At 61.6% G+C, this 16,833-nt stretch carries 13 protein-coding genes; 7 read left to right on the plus strand and 6 right to left on the minus strand.

The window, feature by feature from the left end; all coding sequences use genetic code 11:
• Positions 1–10: 10 nt before the first annotated feature.
• The gene (locus BMX93_RS13160) at positions 11–313 is read left to right on the plus strand and encodes a hypothetical protein (protein ID WP_218139318.1); all 303 of its coding nucleotides are present in this window, start codon (positions 11–13) and stop codon (positions 311–313) included.
• A 526-nt stretch (positions 314–839) separates the two neighbouring features.
• On the opposite strand, the gene BMX93_RS13165 is transcribed toward BMX93_RS13160, so the two are convergent.
• Positions 840–1,076, minus strand: coding sequence for a hypothetical protein (locus tag BMX93_RS13165; protein ID WP_218139319.1), 237 nt, complete (start codon positions 1,074–1,076; stop codon positions 840–842).
• 114 nt (positions 1,077–1,190) lie between these two features.
• Between BMX93_RS13165 and BMX93_RS10705 the strand changes: the two genes are divergently transcribed.
• From BMX93_RS10705 to BMX93_RS10715, 3 genes are all read left to right on the plus strand, one after another.
• Positions 1,191–1,604, plus strand: a complete 414-nt coding sequence (locus BMX93_RS10705; protein ID WP_091970890.1) for a MerR family transcriptional regulator — start codon at positions 1,191–1,193, stop codon at positions 1,602–1,604.
• Positions 1,597–2,034: a carboxymuconolactone decarboxylase family protein gene (locus tag BMX93_RS10710; protein WP_091970903.1), complete on the plus strand. Its 438-nt coding sequence runs from the start codon at positions 1,597–1,599 to the stop codon at positions 2,032–2,034. The genes BMX93_RS10705 and BMX93_RS10710 overlap by 8 nt, the downstream gene beginning before the upstream one ends.
• 228 nt (positions 2,035–2,262) lie before the next feature.
• Positions 2,263–2,568 (plus strand): hypothetical protein, encoded by a 306-nt coding sequence (locus BMX93_RS10715; protein ID WP_091970891.1) that lies wholly within the window; start codon positions 2,263–2,265, stop codon positions 2,566–2,568.
• A gap of 29 nt (positions 2,569–2,597) precedes the next feature.
• On the opposite strand, the gene BMX93_RS10720 is transcribed toward BMX93_RS10715, so the two are convergent.
• Positions 2,598–2,927: a hypothetical protein gene (locus BMX93_RS10720; protein ID WP_091970892.1), complete on the minus strand. Its 330-nt coding sequence runs from the start codon at positions 2,925–2,927 to the stop codon at positions 2,598–2,600.
• 9 nt (positions 2,928–2,936) lie between these two features.
• On the opposite strand from BMX93_RS10720, the gene BMX93_RS10725 reads away from it, so the two are divergent.
• The gene (locus BMX93_RS10725; RefSeq protein ID WP_091970893.1) at positions 2,937–3,194 is read left to right on the plus strand and encodes a hypothetical protein; all 258 of its coding nucleotides are present in this window, start codon (positions 2,937–2,939) and stop codon (positions 3,192–3,194) included.
• 563 nt (positions 3,195–3,757) lie between these two features.
• Positions 3,758–5,212, plus strand: a complete 1,455-nt coding sequence (locus BMX93_RS10735) for an ATP-binding protein (protein WP_091970894.1) — start codon at positions 3,758–3,760, stop codon at positions 5,210–5,212.
• A 179-nt stretch (positions 5,213–5,391) separates the two neighbouring features.
• Here the strand turns inward: BMX93_RS10735 and BMX93_RS13170 are convergent, their stop codons facing one another.
• A complete protein-coding gene (locus BMX93_RS13170) occupies positions 5,392–5,622 on the minus strand; it encodes a hypothetical protein (RefSeq protein ID WP_218139320.1) in 231 nt (76 codons plus the stop codon).
• Between the two features lie 3 nt (positions 5,623–5,625).
• Between BMX93_RS13170 and BMX93_RS10740 the strand changes: the two genes are divergently transcribed.
• Positions 5,626–7,197 (plus strand): Druantia anti-phage system protein DruA, encoded by a 1,572-nt coding sequence (locus BMX93_RS10740; protein ID WP_218139321.1) that lies wholly within the window; start codon positions 5,626–5,628, stop codon positions 7,195–7,197.
• A 288-nt stretch (positions 7,198–7,485) separates the two neighbouring features.
• Here BMX93_RS10740 and BMX93_RS10745 read toward each other — a convergent pair whose 3' ends face one another.
• The 3 genes from BMX93_RS10745 to BMX93_RS12975 form a co-directional block, all read right to left on the minus strand.
• A complete protein-coding gene (locus BMX93_RS10745) occupies positions 7,486–13,059 on the minus strand; it encodes a DEAD/DEAH box helicase (RefSeq protein WP_218139322.1) in 5,574 nt (1,857 codons plus the stop codon).
• A complete protein-coding gene (locus tag BMX93_RS10750; protein ID WP_091970897.1) occupies positions 13,052–14,131 on the minus strand; it encodes a hypothetical protein in 1,080 nt (359 codons plus the stop codon). The genes BMX93_RS10745 and BMX93_RS10750 overlap by 8 nt, the downstream gene beginning before the upstream one ends.
• On the minus strand, positions 14,131–16,833 hold a 2,703-nt coding region (locus BMX93_RS12975; RefSeq protein ID WP_177170201.1), incomplete at its 5' end, for a hypothetical protein. The genes BMX93_RS10750 and BMX93_RS12975, both read right to left, overlap by 1 nt.

Raw genomic sequence — 16,833 nt, forward strand, 5'->3', positions numbered from 1 at the left:
GGCCGCAACCATGAACACCTCACACACGATCCTCTCGGAGGCGACGAGCGCATCCGGTATCTACGTCGGCATGACCCGAGGCCGCGACACCAACTATCTGCACATAGTTGCCAAGAACCTGACCGAAGCCAAGGCGCAGTTCATCGAGGCGGTGGACCGCGACCGGGCAGACCGTGGCCTCGACCACGCCACCGCCCAAGCAGTCAAAGCCGTGCGCGGCCTTGTTGCGGATGGGCCCGTACAGCTCGTTACTGACGAACTCGCTCGTCTCGACAGGGAGGCCGAGCGTGCCCAGAGGCAGGCGGAGCGGTGAGAGCAGATCGCCGCACGCCTCGACGCCCAACGCGCCGCGCACCGGGCCGAGGATGAGCAGGACAGTGCCGCGATCCACGCGGCCCAGAATGCTGCCGAGCAGGTCCGTGCCGAGGTCGCTGGCCGCTCGTACGGAAAGCCGAGATCGGCGGCGCGGCCTATGTCGCCGCTGTCGAGAGCGAAGCCACCGCCAGTGCCAAGCTCTCGACCGTCAGCAGGTTCGGCAGACGCAAAAGCCCGCGCTGAGCACCAGGCCGCGAAGGAGCAGGCGCAGGCTCAGCGAGCTGAGAGTGCGCGACGTGTGGGAGAGCGAGCCGCCCCGCACCCGCCAGACGCTCCTCACATGGGTAGCCGAGGCGGCGACGCGGAAAGAGACCCCCGCGTGCCTGATGCCGCTCGCATCGTCGAAACAGCGCGCACGGACCGAGGAATGACCTGGCGCCGACACAAGCAAGAACGGTTCGCGTTGCTGGCCCGTGAACTGGGAGTCGAGCAGGTACGCGGCGACCAGTTCGGAATGCGCACCATCAATCCACCGCAACGCTCGCGACGCCAAAGCGAGAGTTGCCCTGATCCGCACCGAGGCTGACGAACTCCGCAGCCTCCCCGTCAACAACGCCGCCCGGCGGATCAAGGCCATCCGCGCCGAGCAGGAGCAGGCGCGGCAGCGGGCAGCCCAGCGGGAGCGGTAACTTGACCCGCTTGGCCGCGAACCACACCGGCGCGATCCGGGCCGCGACGGGCCAGAACGCAGTCTGTGACACACGCAACGCGATTGTGCGCAACCGAGTGCGACCGATGCGGTCATTCTCACCGCTCCGGAGAAGCCTGATAGGTGGGTTTGACTTAGAGTGCGCTCTAACTTTTAGCATGTAGATGTGGCAGAGGAAAACACGGAACTCACGGTCGCACAGATGAGCGCAGCGACCGGCATCACGGCGCACACCCTGCGCTACTACGAGCGTGCTGAACTGATCCGTCCGGTCGCACGCAACTCCGGCAATCAGCGTCGGTACTCGCCAGCCGACGTGGAGTGGGTGAAGTTCCTGCTGCGTCTGCGCGAGACGGGGATGCCGATCGCGCAGATGCGTGAGTACGCGACCCTCCGAGAACACGGCCCGATCACCACTGAACCGCGCCTGCGGTTGCTGGAAGCACATCAAGTGGGTCTGCGCGAGCAGATCGCCAGGCTGCGCGCGCACGAGAAGGCATTGGCGGCGAAGATCGCGACCTACCGCGACGACCTTGCCGCCCGCCATGCACACCGAAGGAACGAGGATGACGATGACTGAGAAAACCGAACGACAGCAACGCTTCGAGCACGGCAAGGGAGTGCTAGACGCAATCGACGGAGAGGCCGGTACGAATGTCATCGACGCGCTGGAAGATATCTCCCCGGAACTCGCTCACCAGGTCGTGGCCTGGGGATTCGGGGAGATCTACTCCCGTCCAGGCCTGGAACCCCGAGACCGGCAACTTGTCACCCTCGGTGTGCTCACCGCCCTCGGCGGCTGCGAGCCACAACTTGATGTTCACATCAACGCGGCGTTGAACGTGGGGCTGACCCCGCAACAGATCATCGAGGCCCTCCTGCATTCAGCCGTCTACTGCGGATTCCCGCGTGCTTTGAATGCGACATTCACCGCGAAGAAGGTCTTCGCTGAGCGCGGACTACTGCCAGTCACGTTCCCTTCAGCGCAAGACGTCTCGACGCGCCCTTGACGTCGGAAGGGCAACACAGAACGGTTGAGTGTTACTGATACTGATGAGGCGACCGCTACCGACTACAGCGAGAACCCGGGTTCCATAACCCGAGTCACCAGTAGACTGGGACTGTGCACACGCGCACGATCATGGGCGAGTGCGTTTTGGGTACATCGGCTATGCCGTCTCCTCCTACCGGGCGCAGGCATCACTGTCGACGCCTCGCACGTCCTGGTCGAGGCGAGCATGACGCGGGAGAACCTGTACGTCGCGCTCACCCGCGGACGGCAGACGAACATGGACTACGTCGCCATCGACAAGCCCGAATCGGACCATGCTGGTCCGCACCCCGGCGACAACGCCGAGGCCACCGCCCGATCGGCGCTGTTCGGAGTACTCCAACACAACGGCGCCGAACAGTCCGCTCACGAGACGATCACCAGCGAGCAGAACACCTGGGCGAACATCGGCCAACTCGCCGCCGAATACGAGACCATCGTCGCCGCAGCCCTACATGACCGCTGGGCCACCCTTATCCGCACCTCCGTCTGAGCGATGAGGACGAAGACGCCGCGATCGCCTCACCTGCGTTCGGCGCACTCACCGCCGAACTGCGCCGAGCCGAGGCCAACCACCACGACGTCGACACTCTGCTCTCGCAGCTGACGCAAGCCCGGGAATTTGGTGACGCCGACGACATCGCCGCCGTCCTCCACCACCGCGTCGCCAAGGCGACCGTCCGACCGGCGGGATCCGGCCGCACCCGCAAAGCACCGCGCCTGATCGCCGGACTCATCCCCGAAGCCACCGGCACCATGAACGATGAGTTCCGAAGGGCGCTCACCGAGCGTCGTGGCCTCATCGAGACTCGCGCCGACGCACTCCTCGAGGCTGCGCTCACCGACAAACACGAATGGATTATGAAACTCGGCACCCAGCCCAAGCAGGCACGAGCAGCCCAAGCCTGGCGGTACGCGGCCCGCACCATCGCCACCTACCGGGACCGCTACGGCATCACCGGCGACGCCCCGCTCGGAGCGTCCGCCGACACAGACATGCAGAAGATCGACGCAGCGCGGGCCCGGGCTGCAGTCGATCGGCTACGCGACCTGTCCCACGACCGTGACAGAACATCACGACGGCCCGCACCGCGGCACGCCGCCGGCCGGACGCTCTGACCAGGCCTTCCGTCTGTCACCGCTGAGCCGTACAGTTGAATACGAGGCAGATTTTTCCTCCACAATGGCGCCCCTCGTGGGCAGGCCGGTTCGGCCACTCTCCGACGCACTGCCTCACTCAACATCCGTGCGACGAGAGGACAAGACCATGTTCCGACTGCTCTGGGCCACGAGTGTCTACGCTCGCTGCTACCTGCGACGCTACATGCCCAGCAACGTCCTGCTCGACCTGATCCGATCGAGGCGAGGCCTGAAGTGGGGTGCGCCCGCCATGCTGCTCGCTCTCCCGTACCTGCTCGTCGCGAGCACCTGCACCAGTCTGTTCGCCAACGGCGGCCCAGGATGGCTGAACCTCGTCGTCCTCTGGGGTACGTGGAACGCTCTCAAGTTCCTCATCATGGGCCCGACCAGCATCGTCATGCTAGTTCTTGCCCGCTGTGGCAACCATAGAGCCATACGAGCCAAGCCATATGGCGGACCCAGGTGCTCTCGACGACGTGCGAGAGGCAGCCGCGAGCAGCTACTCTAGATGTAGGGACGCTCACACAGATGTCAGGAGGAGCATGAGCACGCAGGCCACCCGAGCCGACGATCTCCTCGTCTCGTCGAACTTCATCCGAGCCGTACGCGAGTCCGGATATCTCAATATCGCCACGGCGTTGGCGGAACTGATTGATAACTCCCTGCAGGCGACAGCCACGGATGTGTCCGTCACAATCAGCCGCGATACGGCGGACGCGTTTCCCGAAATTGTGGTCGAGGACAACGGAACCGGCATGTCCAAGGCTGAATTGGAGTTTTGCCTGCGCTTCGGAGGTTCGTCGCGTTTCGACGCGCGCCAGTCATTCGGTCGATTTGGGATGGGGCTACCAGCAGCCAGTCTCAGCCAAGCGCGCCGCGTAGAGGTCACCTCTTGGCAGAGCGGCGGGTACGAGAGCACCGTCGCCTTGGACGTCGATGCCATTGTGGCTGGGAGCGGTCCGACGCTTGTTGCCCATCGTGGAGCCCACAGTACCAGTGAATCTGGGTGCCGCGTCCGCTGGATACAGTGCGATCGTATTGAATACCGTCGACTCGCTTGGCTTGGAAAGTCGCTCCACCGTGACCTGGGGCGGATGTACCGACGTTTTCTCGTGGCCGGCCTGAACATCACGATCAACGGGGTGCCCGTCATTGCGGTCGATCCGATGCTACTCACGACAAAGATCGAGGGCGCTACGGCACGGCTTGCTTTCGATGAACTCCAGTACGAGTTAGAGACCACCGAAGGCGGCACCTCCTTCGTCAAGGTACGGTTCGCAACGCTACCCCTGCAGCGCTGGCATCACCTCGACAGTGTGACGAAGCGCAGGCTCGGCATTGTTGGTGGTGGTGGGGTATCCATTCTGCGCGCCGGGCGTGAGATCGCCAGAGGCTGGCACCTCATGGGGAGGAAGCGTAAGGAAAACTACGATGACTGGTGGCGCTGTGAGATCGAGTTCGAACCTAGTCTTGATGAGCATTTCGGCATCACGAACAACAAACAAGGGATACGCCCCTCTGCAACGTTGCGTGAGGCCATTGAACCCGAACTGGAGTCAATCGCTCGACTCCTTAACGCGCGTGTACGTCAAGCCTTTGAAAATGTGAAGCTCCAAGCAGTATCTGAGGCTTCATGCCGCATAGCGGCCGCAGCTGACTCCGATCTTCCCGTAATCACCTCACGCGGACGAGGTGGCGCAATCCAGTACCGGTTGGGGTCTGACGTCCTCCCGATGGACGTGATGTTCCAATCAACGCTGGCTCAGCGAACGCTCGACCTGACGCTCAACGCTGACCATCCTGCTTTCGCTGCGCTCTACCAGCCCCTCCAAGCACTCGAATGTGGGACTGTGGCAGAACAACTCCGCACATCGATTGAGTTGTTCCTATTGTCGTTCGCTCGCAGCGCCGTCCAGTTGGAGCGAGCCGGACAGCCGCTGAACGACTTGATACAGGCATGGAGCAGTACATACCGACGGATGCTCCAGAAGTCATGACCGGAAAAGACACCAAGTCTATCCCACTCACGCTCCCCGCCGCTGCAAGCGCCTCAGAACGAAGGGCATTCACTCGTCTGTGCAGGCTATTGGTCCACGCCCACCTCGACCCGGAAGTGCAGATGAATCCAAGCATCTGGTTCAGAGCGGCCGGGATTAGAGACCTTTACAACAAGCCCCTACTGGCCGCCGCTGCCCGTACAGTTCTCGATCTCGTCGACCAGGGATGGACCGTGCGAGGCGACAAACAGGTCCCTCTGCTTAGCCCTCCACACGTCGACGGGGATCGAGACACAGAAAAGGCTCGCGTCCGCAGGCAAGAGCACCTTCGCCGCGACGCCCAACTTCGACAGCCCAGCGTCCGTCGCTTCATCGAAGGCATGGAGCACGGTCATCCCCACGGTGGTCATCTCGTGTCGATCTTCAACTTGATGCGAGACGGACGAGAACTTGCTGATGCTCTCGAAGCAGACCCCAGAGCGACCCACACGATCCAGCCATACGTGCAAATCGTGGACGGTACAAGCACTTGCGAGCTTACCGGCTTCAAACTGCACGACATCTGGCGCTACTTCCGCCATACCTGGTCGAATGCCTACTCGACGGTCCCCGGACGGTCCATGCCGATCCTGATCCGTGACGCGGCAACCGAGTATCACTCGGTCATCGGGTTGGCCGCAATTTCCAGTCCCATCGTCCAGATCGCAGATCGTGACGGCTGGTTGCAATGGGACACCAAGCACTTCGTGGAAGCGCTCCAAGCTAATCCTACTGACAAGATCGCCCGCTGGCTCGCGCACCGCATCCAAGCTCAGTGCTCTGAGATATATGTGGACGATCTGCTCCGCGACGGCCTGCTGCAGCCAAACGACCTGAAGAACCCCACGCAGGACGTGATTGCGCGGCTCCGCGCGGATGCCAAGCGCCACCGAGCTAAGCATTACCAAGGCACTCGGATCAGCAAAATCCGAAGCATCGAGAGTGACGCATGGGTTGCTCGGGCCGAAACCGACCTCTTTCGGTCGAAGCGATCAGCCCTACTCGCCGAGACACTTGAAGTCCAAGGAGTGCTCGGTACTTATCTCACCCCGAGGCCAACGGCCATGGGCCTACGTCGAGCACTTGACGACCCGAAGGCCAAGGTACAGATAGGGCGGCTGGTCCGACATGCTCGTGGCGAACGAGTCGGCACTGTCATCGCCGATCTGACGGTGTGTGGGGCAATCGCGCCATACAGTTCATTAGCGGCGGGTAAGTTAGTCGGCGCGCTTGCTGTGTCACCCATTACGCTCGCCGCTTACCGTGCCAAGTATTCGCGCCCCAGCGAGATTGCCTCGGCGATGGCAGGACGGCCGATCACTCGCGACGCCCGGTTAGCTTTCGTCGGCACAACCTCGCTCTATGGCACGGGCTCCAGCCAATACAATCGATTGTTCTGGCCGGCTTCAGTGATGGGGGGGGCTGGCGACGTCCGCATGGGGTTCTACGAATTGGGACACTCCCGGTCATTTGGCACATCACATTTCTCCGACGCTACGGTTCAGGCGCTGGTACGTCTATCCGAACTCAGTGGAGACCGAATACGCGTGAACAGCATCTTCGGTGAAGGGGTCAGTCCTCGCCTGCGTAAAGTTCGGCTCGGCCTGGCCGCACTCGGTTGGCCGACAAACGAATTATTGAGACACGGGCGTAAACGCATCCTCTACGGTGTACCACTGGTTGAGAACCTCCGTGACTTCGCGCTCGGCATTGACCCAGATCCGGTCTATCTTTTCGATCCCGAACCCCGCGATACCGGCGAGTCCGTGGCACAGTGGTGGCTCGAGCGATGGGGGCGGCGACGCGCGGCCCAGGAACGAGTGCAGGAGAACATGCGCCAGAACAGCCTCGTACGTCCTGTCCGTCACGGCGCACGGGTTCCGTTGCCAAAGGACGACGAAGCCTTGCCGGACAGCACAACCCGCGCTGCCCCGCACGAGATCTGAGCGTAACTTTGCCAGCTTAAGTACTGCGGACGTACTCGTAAGCGCCGCAACGATTACCTCGTCGAGCAGGGTGACAGAATCGCTTCGCGGCGGCAGGGACGGCAGTCGCGGCGGCGTCGACCACTTCGACTCACGTGGCGACGCTATCCCAGGCGCGAACAAGGTCATCGTGCTCGGTACTCACACGGTGGCCTCTTTGAGAGAGTGAAGAATAACTCCACGCCGACAACTGATGAACGAGTAGCACCTATCCAGAGGTGATGTTAGTCTCGAAGACTCGCGGTTTCGTCAAATCAGCCGCTCCAGCACCTGATTGGTGGCCACGGGGAGATTGCGCATTACCACCATGTCATCGACCGGATAGACGGAGACACCGTCGAATTCCTTCGCGTCCCAGAGCTCTCGCGTGGGCGGCTGGTCGCGCGTCAGCGGACTCTGGACATAGAAGATATAGTCGCGTCCCTTGCCTCTAGCCAAAATGGGGGCAGTGATAGTTCCTAACCCGGAGACGACAACCGGATGATCTCTGAAAAACTCGATGCCTTCGATTTCTCGGCATTGGAGATCGGCCAGAAGTCTGTCAATCGATTGACTGATGCGTTCAGCGCCCAACGTTGGCATTGTGCCGTCCAGCACATACCTGAGGAGTGCCGCGCCCACCTTGCGGTCCAGCAATCCGTGCTCGAAACGGTTGCGAAAGCTTCGCAGGCAGCGGTAGCAGGATGCGTCGCAGTCCGCCGGACAGTTCTCGAGACGTTCCAAGGCCTTCCTAAAGATAGAAATGCCGTAGCCATATACGCGGCGTGTGAAGCCTGCTCCTCCGGGCAGAGTGTCATAGAGGTAAATCTCGGCCTCCAGACCATGGTTCCCGGCAGGTGTCAATGCCGGTCGGAATTCGGCTTGAAGCTCGCTGGCATCGATGTCCAGTTCGCCGGCCGCTGCGATGGTTAGTGCCTCTGCAACCGTTCTGAGCGCCACTTGAGTGGAAAGCAACTCAGGCCGCAGCGTGATCGGATTCTCGACCTTCAGACGCACCAACAGCACGTCGGAGATAAAATCAGTTCCCAAGACCAGTCCCCGAGTCGAGGCTGATCCCAGGCAATCGGGATGGCGCTCATCTGGGTAAGGCTTCGGGTGAGGTCCCAACACAATGCCAGTTGCACCTTTCGTCGGCTCGATCAAGCCGCATCGTGTGCAGTACGTGTAGCCCTCGTTTCCCGGTCCGGTGTTGGTGACCAGCAGCCTATCTCGGCGATAGATCTGCTCCAGCCGATCAGTGACATGATCCCAGGCAGTGTCCTCCTCAGGGCCTTCGGCGACCAACTTGGCCCGAGTGGCGTAGCTGTTGGCAGGCGCATCGTCGGGGCTGGTCCCCGGGTCCTCACCCACGCGGTGGGCAAATCCAGGTGGGCGCATCCAGTTCTTTGCCTCACCGAACTTGCCCTCCGCCCCACACGCCGGGCACTTTCGCACTTTGCCCCGTTCTGCCTCTTCGTATGGGAAGAGTTTGGCGTAGTGGCAGACCTGACATTCGAAGTACAGTCGCTTGTCACGCCAGGCCTGAAAAAGTTCCTTGCGTATCGGCGCGTAGATGGCCCCGGAGGTCCACTCCTTGTTATCAATCCAAACGACCTTGCCCGGCGCGTACTGGCTGAGCGCGATGGGTAGTCCTTGACTCGGCGCATAGCGGAATTCGGTGTGGAACGGTTCGGACTTGTCGCGATCGAAAACATGAAATGAAGCGACGTCCGTTGGGAACGCGTAGCGTGGTAGGACCCCTTTGTAGAGAAGCCGATCGAGCAGGTTCGTTTGGCTGCGTAGCTCACTCGGGAGTTCGGCTCCGTCCTCACCGGCATCTCCTCCTTCCACCTCAACATCCTGCGGAGCAACGTCCCCGACCTCTGGCTCGGACAGAGTTCCTGTCGGTTCGAGGTCGAGGGCCTTATCGATCTCGCTAAGGGTCCGCGTCACAAGGTGGCCAAGGATCTCCTGGCGGTCTTCGCGCTTGAGCTCGGTCGGCAACCAAGCATCCACGTCCGCGATGAGCGACGCGCGATGGCGGTTCAGCCACTCTTCGAAGTCGGTGCGGTTGAGCGGCGACGTAGTCCCGGTGAAGCCACGCACGGTACCAAGGACTTCGAACAGTTGTGGCTGATCTTCCGGCGCGATCTGCGGCAGGCGATCCTGGTTGTAGCGCTGCAACAGATAGGCGATGACATGGCGACGGGCGATCTCGTCGTTGTCTAGGGTCAGGGTTGGATCGTCCACTTCGCCACGGATCATGAGGTCGGGGTTCCGGAAATAGTGGTCGTCATGAGTATCGGCGCCTCCAAAGGCGACGACAGTCGCCACTGCATTGCCGCGACGTCCCGCTCGACCGGCCCGCTGCTGGTAGTTGGCCCGTGACGGCGGCATGTTTCGCAGAGCCACTCCGGACAGGCTTCCAATGTCGATTCCAACCTCCATCGTGGTTGTGCAAGACAGCACATCGATTGCCGCCCGTTCTCGCTCGCCTGGTCGAGGCAGACCAACGTTGACATCCTGAAAGAGCAACTCGTATTCTTCAGCTCGGGAGAAGACGGCATCGGACTGGGCGGCGTTGAGCTGTGCCGTGTGCTCGGCCGCGATGATACTCATGATTGGCTTGTCCGGAGTCTTCAGAGCACGCTCGGCACTTTCCCGGTAATAGCCCTTGCGCGCTTTGAACACCTCATCGACCTCAGGGTCAAGCGTGCGCACTCTATCGGCGCCGCAGCTAACGCACTTGGTTGACCCAGGAAAAGGCCGTTGGGTGAAGCGGCAGCGCTCGCAGTAGCCCCAGAGCCCGCCAACCTCGAGGGCGACGTTGCCGGCCAGCAGTCGGTACTTGCTCCCCATGGCTTCACAGAATCTCGGCAGGATCGTAGGTAGCCAGGAATTCTTGAATGCCTTCTTGGCAGCCGGGGTGCCGAGCCAGCGGTCAATGGTCTGGAATTTCCCAGAATGCGGCTTGACGCCGCCCTTCTGCTGCCACCACTCTTGTGTCATTGAGGGAAACCAGATACCTCGCGCCGGGGTCGCCCACTGAGCGAGCCACAGTCTGAGCAGCGTCAGGCGCTCCTCGGCCGTCTCAGCCACCCCGGGAATGGCGGGTAGCTGAGCCAATAGATCATCAGTTAGGCTGGCCTTCTCACGTAGAGAAGCCAGCCCGAGCGAAGCTAGGCCGTAATACTTGTCGGTCAGCGCGGCATACATGGCCCGAAGCAAGGACTGTGGCGGACGCGCTGTCAGCATCAAGAGTTCCGACCGTGCATCTTCATCGCCTGACAAAGCACCACGGTCGATCGCCGTGCCGACTTCTTGTAGGACGTGCAGGGACTCTGCTTGTCGCAGTTCAGGACGCAGACGCACCTTGAGCTCCTTGGCAGCCACCGTGACGGCAAGGTATAGCCGCTCCAGATTCAACTGTCGCCCGACCCCTGGTTGCGCGGCGAGGTCCATCCAACCTTTCAAAATGAGGGGGCGGATCACGTCGCGCATTGAGTAGGATTGTAGATTGGGTGCCAGCCGTGCGGCGACCTGCCGCGAGTCAGAAAAGACTAAAACCTTACGACCGCGAAGCGGTGCGAAGTCCGAGTACGGTGCACTGGGTGGCTGGACCTCAATCTGCCGCGCCACCAATGCTTCAAACGGCTGGTCACCCTTGGTCTGATGGTTCTGCACTGAGGACCGCCCGAAACCAGCCACTTGTCCACATACGCCGCATGGTTTGAACTCACCGTTGGCCCTAGCATGGTCATCGGCATCACCACCCTCTTCGTCACTCGTGACAGTCTCGCCATTCCGAAACTTAGGCATGAAAACGGTTCGTCCCCGCACGGGTGTCTTTGGCGGGTTGAGCCGGCCCGTCACAAGGTCGATTTCGGCGACTTCAACCTGCTTCTCTGGGGACGGTTCCTCGAGCAGGAGGTCCAATGGGAACAACTCAGCGACCGATCCGCTTGCGGACTGGAAGGCGCCACCTTGCTCGTGCCAGAGAAAGGATGGATCCTGCAGATTATCTGTGTAGGCCCGCGCATACGCTGCGCCGCAGTGCCGACAGGTGTAGAACTCGAAAATGCGTGCCCCACAATCGCAGGTGGCTTGTGGCTGTGCGTAGAGCTTCCCGATGGGGCCACGGCCTGGTGGAAGGTTGCTTCGATCCAGGGCGCTACACTCGGGGTCTAGGCACGCCCAGAGCCCGGGCAGTCCGCGGAAGAATGCGTGGACGCGGCATGGCAGCAAACCCGCCTCGCTTGGGCTTCGTCGGGCTGCGCTCCCCAGCGAAACCAGCGTCGTCACGGCTTTGGCAGCAAGCGACGCTGCGACCCCCGGGAAGATGATCTTGCCGAGTTCGCTGACAGGTTGGGCCTTCTGCATCGTTTCATTAACCAGTAGATTCATCGGTTCATAGGAACCGAGCGCATCGTGCAATAGTGCACCGACGCTGCGGTGGCGGTCAGAGACGACTCGCTCGCTGAGGAAGCTGGAGATGGCGGCTGTCCGATCAGCGTCAGTGTTTCCGGCGTAGAACTCCTCCAAAGGGACGGAGGCTAGCAACGCCGCATCGTCTCCCGAACCGGTGGAGGCTCTGCTGCGGAGCGCCCACTCACTGGTCACCGTTCGGAAGTCATCGCGGTTTTTGCCGGTGAGTTGCGCCGAGAAAGAGAGAGCGTGTTCCGGGGTACTGAAGCTGGCACTGGTGGTGATGACCTGCAGGCGCTCAGAGGCGATGCCAAGCCGTGAGCGTAGGCGTCGGAGCAGCAGGGCGACTTCTGCTCCGGCCGCTCCCCGGTAGAGATGCGCTTCATCGACCACCAGGAGAAACTTCTCTTCCGGGTTCTCGGCAAGCCATTGGCGCGTGTGGTCGAAGACCGGCCGTTCCAACGGCCGCATGAGCATGTACTCCAGCATTGAGTAGTTGGTGATGAGTACATCTGGCGGCGCCTGTAGGACTTCATGTCGCGTGAGCAACTCTGGGTCCTGCGGACGTGTTACTGCCCGAACGAACTCGCCCGTCTTGGGGTCCTTCCAATGGCTCCCCGTCGGCCCAAACCAGCCCTTGAGATCTGGCTTAGCGGGCCACTTCCCGCGTTCTTGCAGTTGTTTTTTGAGTGCCTTAGCTTGGGTGTGCCCCGGTGCGGCGGGGTCCGAAGCGAGGTCGATGAGCAGCAGGTAGAAGTCCGCGATGGAGCCGAGCCGTTGCTGATCCTTTTTGACCGTTCGCACGCCCGGGTATAGCGTGCGGCTGGTATAGCGTGCGAATCGCGCCGGTCGTCCGGCCCACGCGTTGAACTGGGTCGTTACGCGCGGATCACCGAGCAGTAGCCGAAGGCGTCCGAGTTGGTCGTTCACCAGCGCGTTCATCGGGTAGAGGATCAGGGTACGAACAGCCGGTGCTGCGAACGAGGATGGGTGGTGTGCAGCCTCAGTTGCTAGCTTGGCCAGCATCGGCAGCAGGAACGACTCTGTCTTACCCGAACCGGTGCCAGTCGTGATCGCGAGGCTCTTGCCATCCCGCGACGCCCACTCCAGCGCCTCGGCCTGGTGCGTATACGGCGGGTCATACAGTAGTTTGTCAAGATCGCCCATTTTCTGAGTGAGTTGCCCGAGTAGCGCACGCACCTGAGGATCGAGGTCAAGCTCGGCAAATCGACGGTTGGTCTGGTATCGCGGTGTGCTCTCGATGTATGGTGCCCTGAACAGGACGCCCTCCGTCGTGAGGAGTTGGCGGCGCTGTTCAATGATCGTCGGGTGCCCTACGTGGTACGTCGCCTCGATGTAGTCCCGTAGAGCGGCCTGGATTTCGTCGATTGTTTCCGCGATCGTGGGCACTTCAGTCACCACTGCTGTCCTCCGTCTCCGTCATCCAAAGCATGTCAGCCAGAAAGGCCCTCACATCCCCGACTGCTTCTGCGGGCAGTCGGAACGAAAAGAGTGTTCCTGGGGTCTTGCGCAGTGCGAGGCCGACCAACTGAACGTAGCGCTCTGCAAAAGCGGGCAGCGGCGAGAAGAAGTCGATGGTCAAGCACGCGCTCGAACCGAAGCCACGACGAAGACGGAACTGCTGCGCTGCGCCGCGCAGCGAGTCTACCGCCGCTTGGTAACGCCAAGCCTCATCCCGACCTGGCACGACCGGATCGTTCACCGGGAAATCGATGAGTCGCTGCGATTCCCCGGCTCGGAAGCGGACGAGGCACCACAGGTCCGCGCCGTAGGCCTGTGGCCTGCGCGCCACGAAGTCACCGGTGTCAGTCGGGCAAGGTGGCCGCCACCGTCCCCGGTAGTAGCGGACCTCAGATGAGGGATCGAGCAACAACAGCCCGTCGAGTTGGCCCCCTTCAGCTGCCACGTCTAGGCGCGCCCGGTGCCGTCCGATGAACTCTGCTGCCCTCTCCGGGCTCGGGCTGGACACCCAACTGTCCATAGATACCCGGTGAAGCCCCCGCGAGCGCAGTTCTCCGTCTGAGTCGGCAGTCAGGGTACGTGTGTGTCCCTCGTACTCAATGGCCTCGGCTAGTTCGTCTCCAATGAGCGGTGCCCCGAAGGGACGCACCCCCATGAGGAGGTAGATGCCCGGCACTCGTTCAATGTAGGACGGCGGTCCCAGATACAGCAATCGAGTCCAGCGCCCGCTCTCCTGACGCAGTTCGAGTAAGTCGCCCGACGCCACGAGATGATCGAGTAGATCCACGAGGTCATCGCGTTTCAGCTCGTCCCCGTGCAACGGCTTCAGGGCTCCCAGCACGGCGTCCACCAAGCGCCCAGGACTGGTCGGGCACATGAAGGAGGCCGCCCGGCGTAGTGAAGTTGCCAGGCCTTCGGGCGAAGACAGGTCAATGGCGTCCGTGTCCAGCCCCAGTGCCGCTACGGCAACGGTCGAAGCGTCCTCAACTGTCAGCTTGGTCAGTTTCATCAGAAGCTCCGTTCCACGCCTTCGGCGTCGTTAAGGGCGCGGGTGCCAAGTACAGCGAAACGCGCTGCTCGGTAGAGCACGGGCGACTTCAACACTCTCTCTAGGATGAAAGAGGCGTCTTCGGGTTTCCACTCGGTGATGTGGCCAGGTCGCCCAGCGAGTAACAGGAGGAAGCGTGATGCTGCCGGCTTGCCGGAAATGCCGTAATCAGCCAAGCTGGGGGTGATGGCGTCGTAGAAACCTCGCAACAGGTCCTCGGGTTTAAGCCATTTGTAAAGACTAAAGGCAATGGTCGACGCCAGTGCTTTATGCTCGGTCGAGACGCCGACTGTATTCTGCATGTCACCAAGGTAGTCGGCCTTTTCCTGCGCATGTGCCAGCTTGCGCTCAATAGCAGCCCAGTGGCTGCCGCCGATGAGCATTCCAATCGCCTGGGCGATGGCATCACCGACGGTCTGCCGTTCATAGGCGGCAAAGGCGTCCGCCGGGAGAGCAGCATCGATCCAGCGCTGGTGGCCCTCGGCCAGATGCAGCACCTCCCGGACGGAATTGGACTGCGACGTGACGACAGGGCGCGCCGGCGGCATGTTTATCACAGCGTTCGGGTTGGTTGGCAGGATGGTAGCGGCGACGGCGTCACCTGATCTGGCGATGACCAGTCCGCCATGCGGGGGCACAGTGAACGGCTTAGCCGGGTTCATCTGCACCGCGGTGAGCGGTGCCTCGACATCATAAAAGGCTAAGGTTGTGCTGCCCCCGTCAGCCTGATCAATGAGTGTGGCAACTGCGTCGCCATCGTGGTTACGTGAGAAGCGCCAGCGCAGGGGTTGGAAGCCGCGCTCGCAGGTTAGTGCGGCGAATCCAACGCCATCACGGGTGACGGCAAGGGCACATGATTCAGCCGCGTCGTAGGCGTCGCTGAATCGCTGATCGGTGCGAACAGCCTTGGCTGTCGTCCGCCAACCTGCTTTGTCTATCGGCAACCGCAGGGTGCTGTGAAGTTCTGTCAATACGGCACCCTGGCCGTCGAGGAGCGTGACTCGGAGGTCCGCCTCCGTACCGACAGGGCCGTCGATGGTGACAACGGCGCGGTCATCCCACAACTCCGCCAGCGTGGGACGGGAGGGAGTCGCGAGTAGGCGAATGCCTTCGCCCATAGTGGCGCCCTGAGGCCGCACCTGAGGATCGCGAATAGTGGCCATTAGCGATCCGGATGCAATCTGGCGGTCATCGTGGCTGAGAAGAGCGACGTTGAGTTCGTGGGTGCCAACGGTGAGTCCTTCGAGCACAAACAGTAACTCGGGCTCGCCAGGTGTCCACTCAAGGAAATAGACCGCCCCATCGACCACAATGCGGGCGCGTCGAAGTACGAGATCGGATTTGATGCCAAGCAGGGCTGGCTCACCTGCCAGCCACTCGGCTTCTCCTTCGCCGTCCCAGGCGCTGGCGACGATGCCGACCGGACGAATGGCTACGTGCGAAACGACAGAGAGTTCTGCCGCAAGGAGGGCAGACTCCTCACTTTCGCTGAGGCGCGGCGGCACCGAGAGCTCATAGGCCCTGATGCCCTTCGCACCGATAGCGGTCTCGGCGCACCACGGCACCGGAGGTTTATCGATAGTGTCGGATCCGACGAGCACGTACTGGTGCCCAGGACGAACGAACTTGCCCTTGACCTCTATGGCGAGCCCCGTGCTTTGGTGACGGAACAGCCACCATGGTCCCTTCGTAATGACGCACCACTCGGATAAGAGGCGGTTGATCTCAACATCTCCGCGTTCAAGCTGAAGAAAAGGCTGATCGGGCCGTGGCCACCGCACAAGGCATACTTCCTGCCCCGGATAGAGCAGGCCGCTTGGTGGGATGGAACGTGCACCGCCATTCACCGAGACACGTGACACCCGTAATTGGTCATAAACCTTGGGTAAGCCAGCGCTGGGTCCGGTCAAATCGGGTAACTCGGCGTAGGCGTTCCAAGCGCCGTCGCGGCGCAGAACGAGTCGGGGATCTGTGGCGTGAGGCAGACGTTTGGCAGTCGTGTTGACGGCAGCGGCTGATCCACCCGAGCGGAAACCTCGCAAGCGAGTGGCCGATGCACGAGCCATTTTTAGCCAGCGGCGTGCCTGTTGCTCCTCAGAAAGTCCCTCGACAAGGCGCGCCAGCGTCGGGCCTGTGAGATATGATGTTGGCTCGTTCTCTCCGGAGAGCAGAGCAGCAGCTACCTGCCCGACCAACGTATTGTTTTCGCAGAAGATGCGGAACCGCTCTGTGTAATTCGTCGCCCTCTGGGCAAGACGGGTGCCGAGGGCGCGGGGATCATCCAAAAGTTCTGATGTAAGAGCGCCTCTGAAATCAAACAGTAGCTGGGCAAGGTGCCGTTGCAGGTAGACCGGCAGGACGGCATGCGTAATAGGCCACGATATGATCGTAAAGTGGTTCGCCCAGGCACCAGTCGGGCGAGCACCACCGTAACGGTCGTGGAACAACTCAAACCATTCCCGGATCATCGACCGTTCCTGGCTCGTCCAGTGAGGCGTCAACGACGAGAAGGTGGTCCAGTACTCGTCACCCACATAGCCGTATCCCACTTCGGCGGCATAGACCACAAACGGGCTCTTCCCAGATGAGGGTGTAGGCGACGCAGCAGCCGTGGTGGGAGGGCGCGGCGCGTCGGTGCCCGGATAGTGGCCGAGGCCTTCCGA

It is taken from the genome of Propionibacterium cyclohexanicum (genome assembly GCF_900111365.1).
In the GTDB taxonomy this organism is placed as follows: Bacteria; Actinomycetota; Actinomycetes; order Propionibacteriales; family Propionibacteriaceae; genus Propionibacterium; species Propionibacterium cyclohexanicum.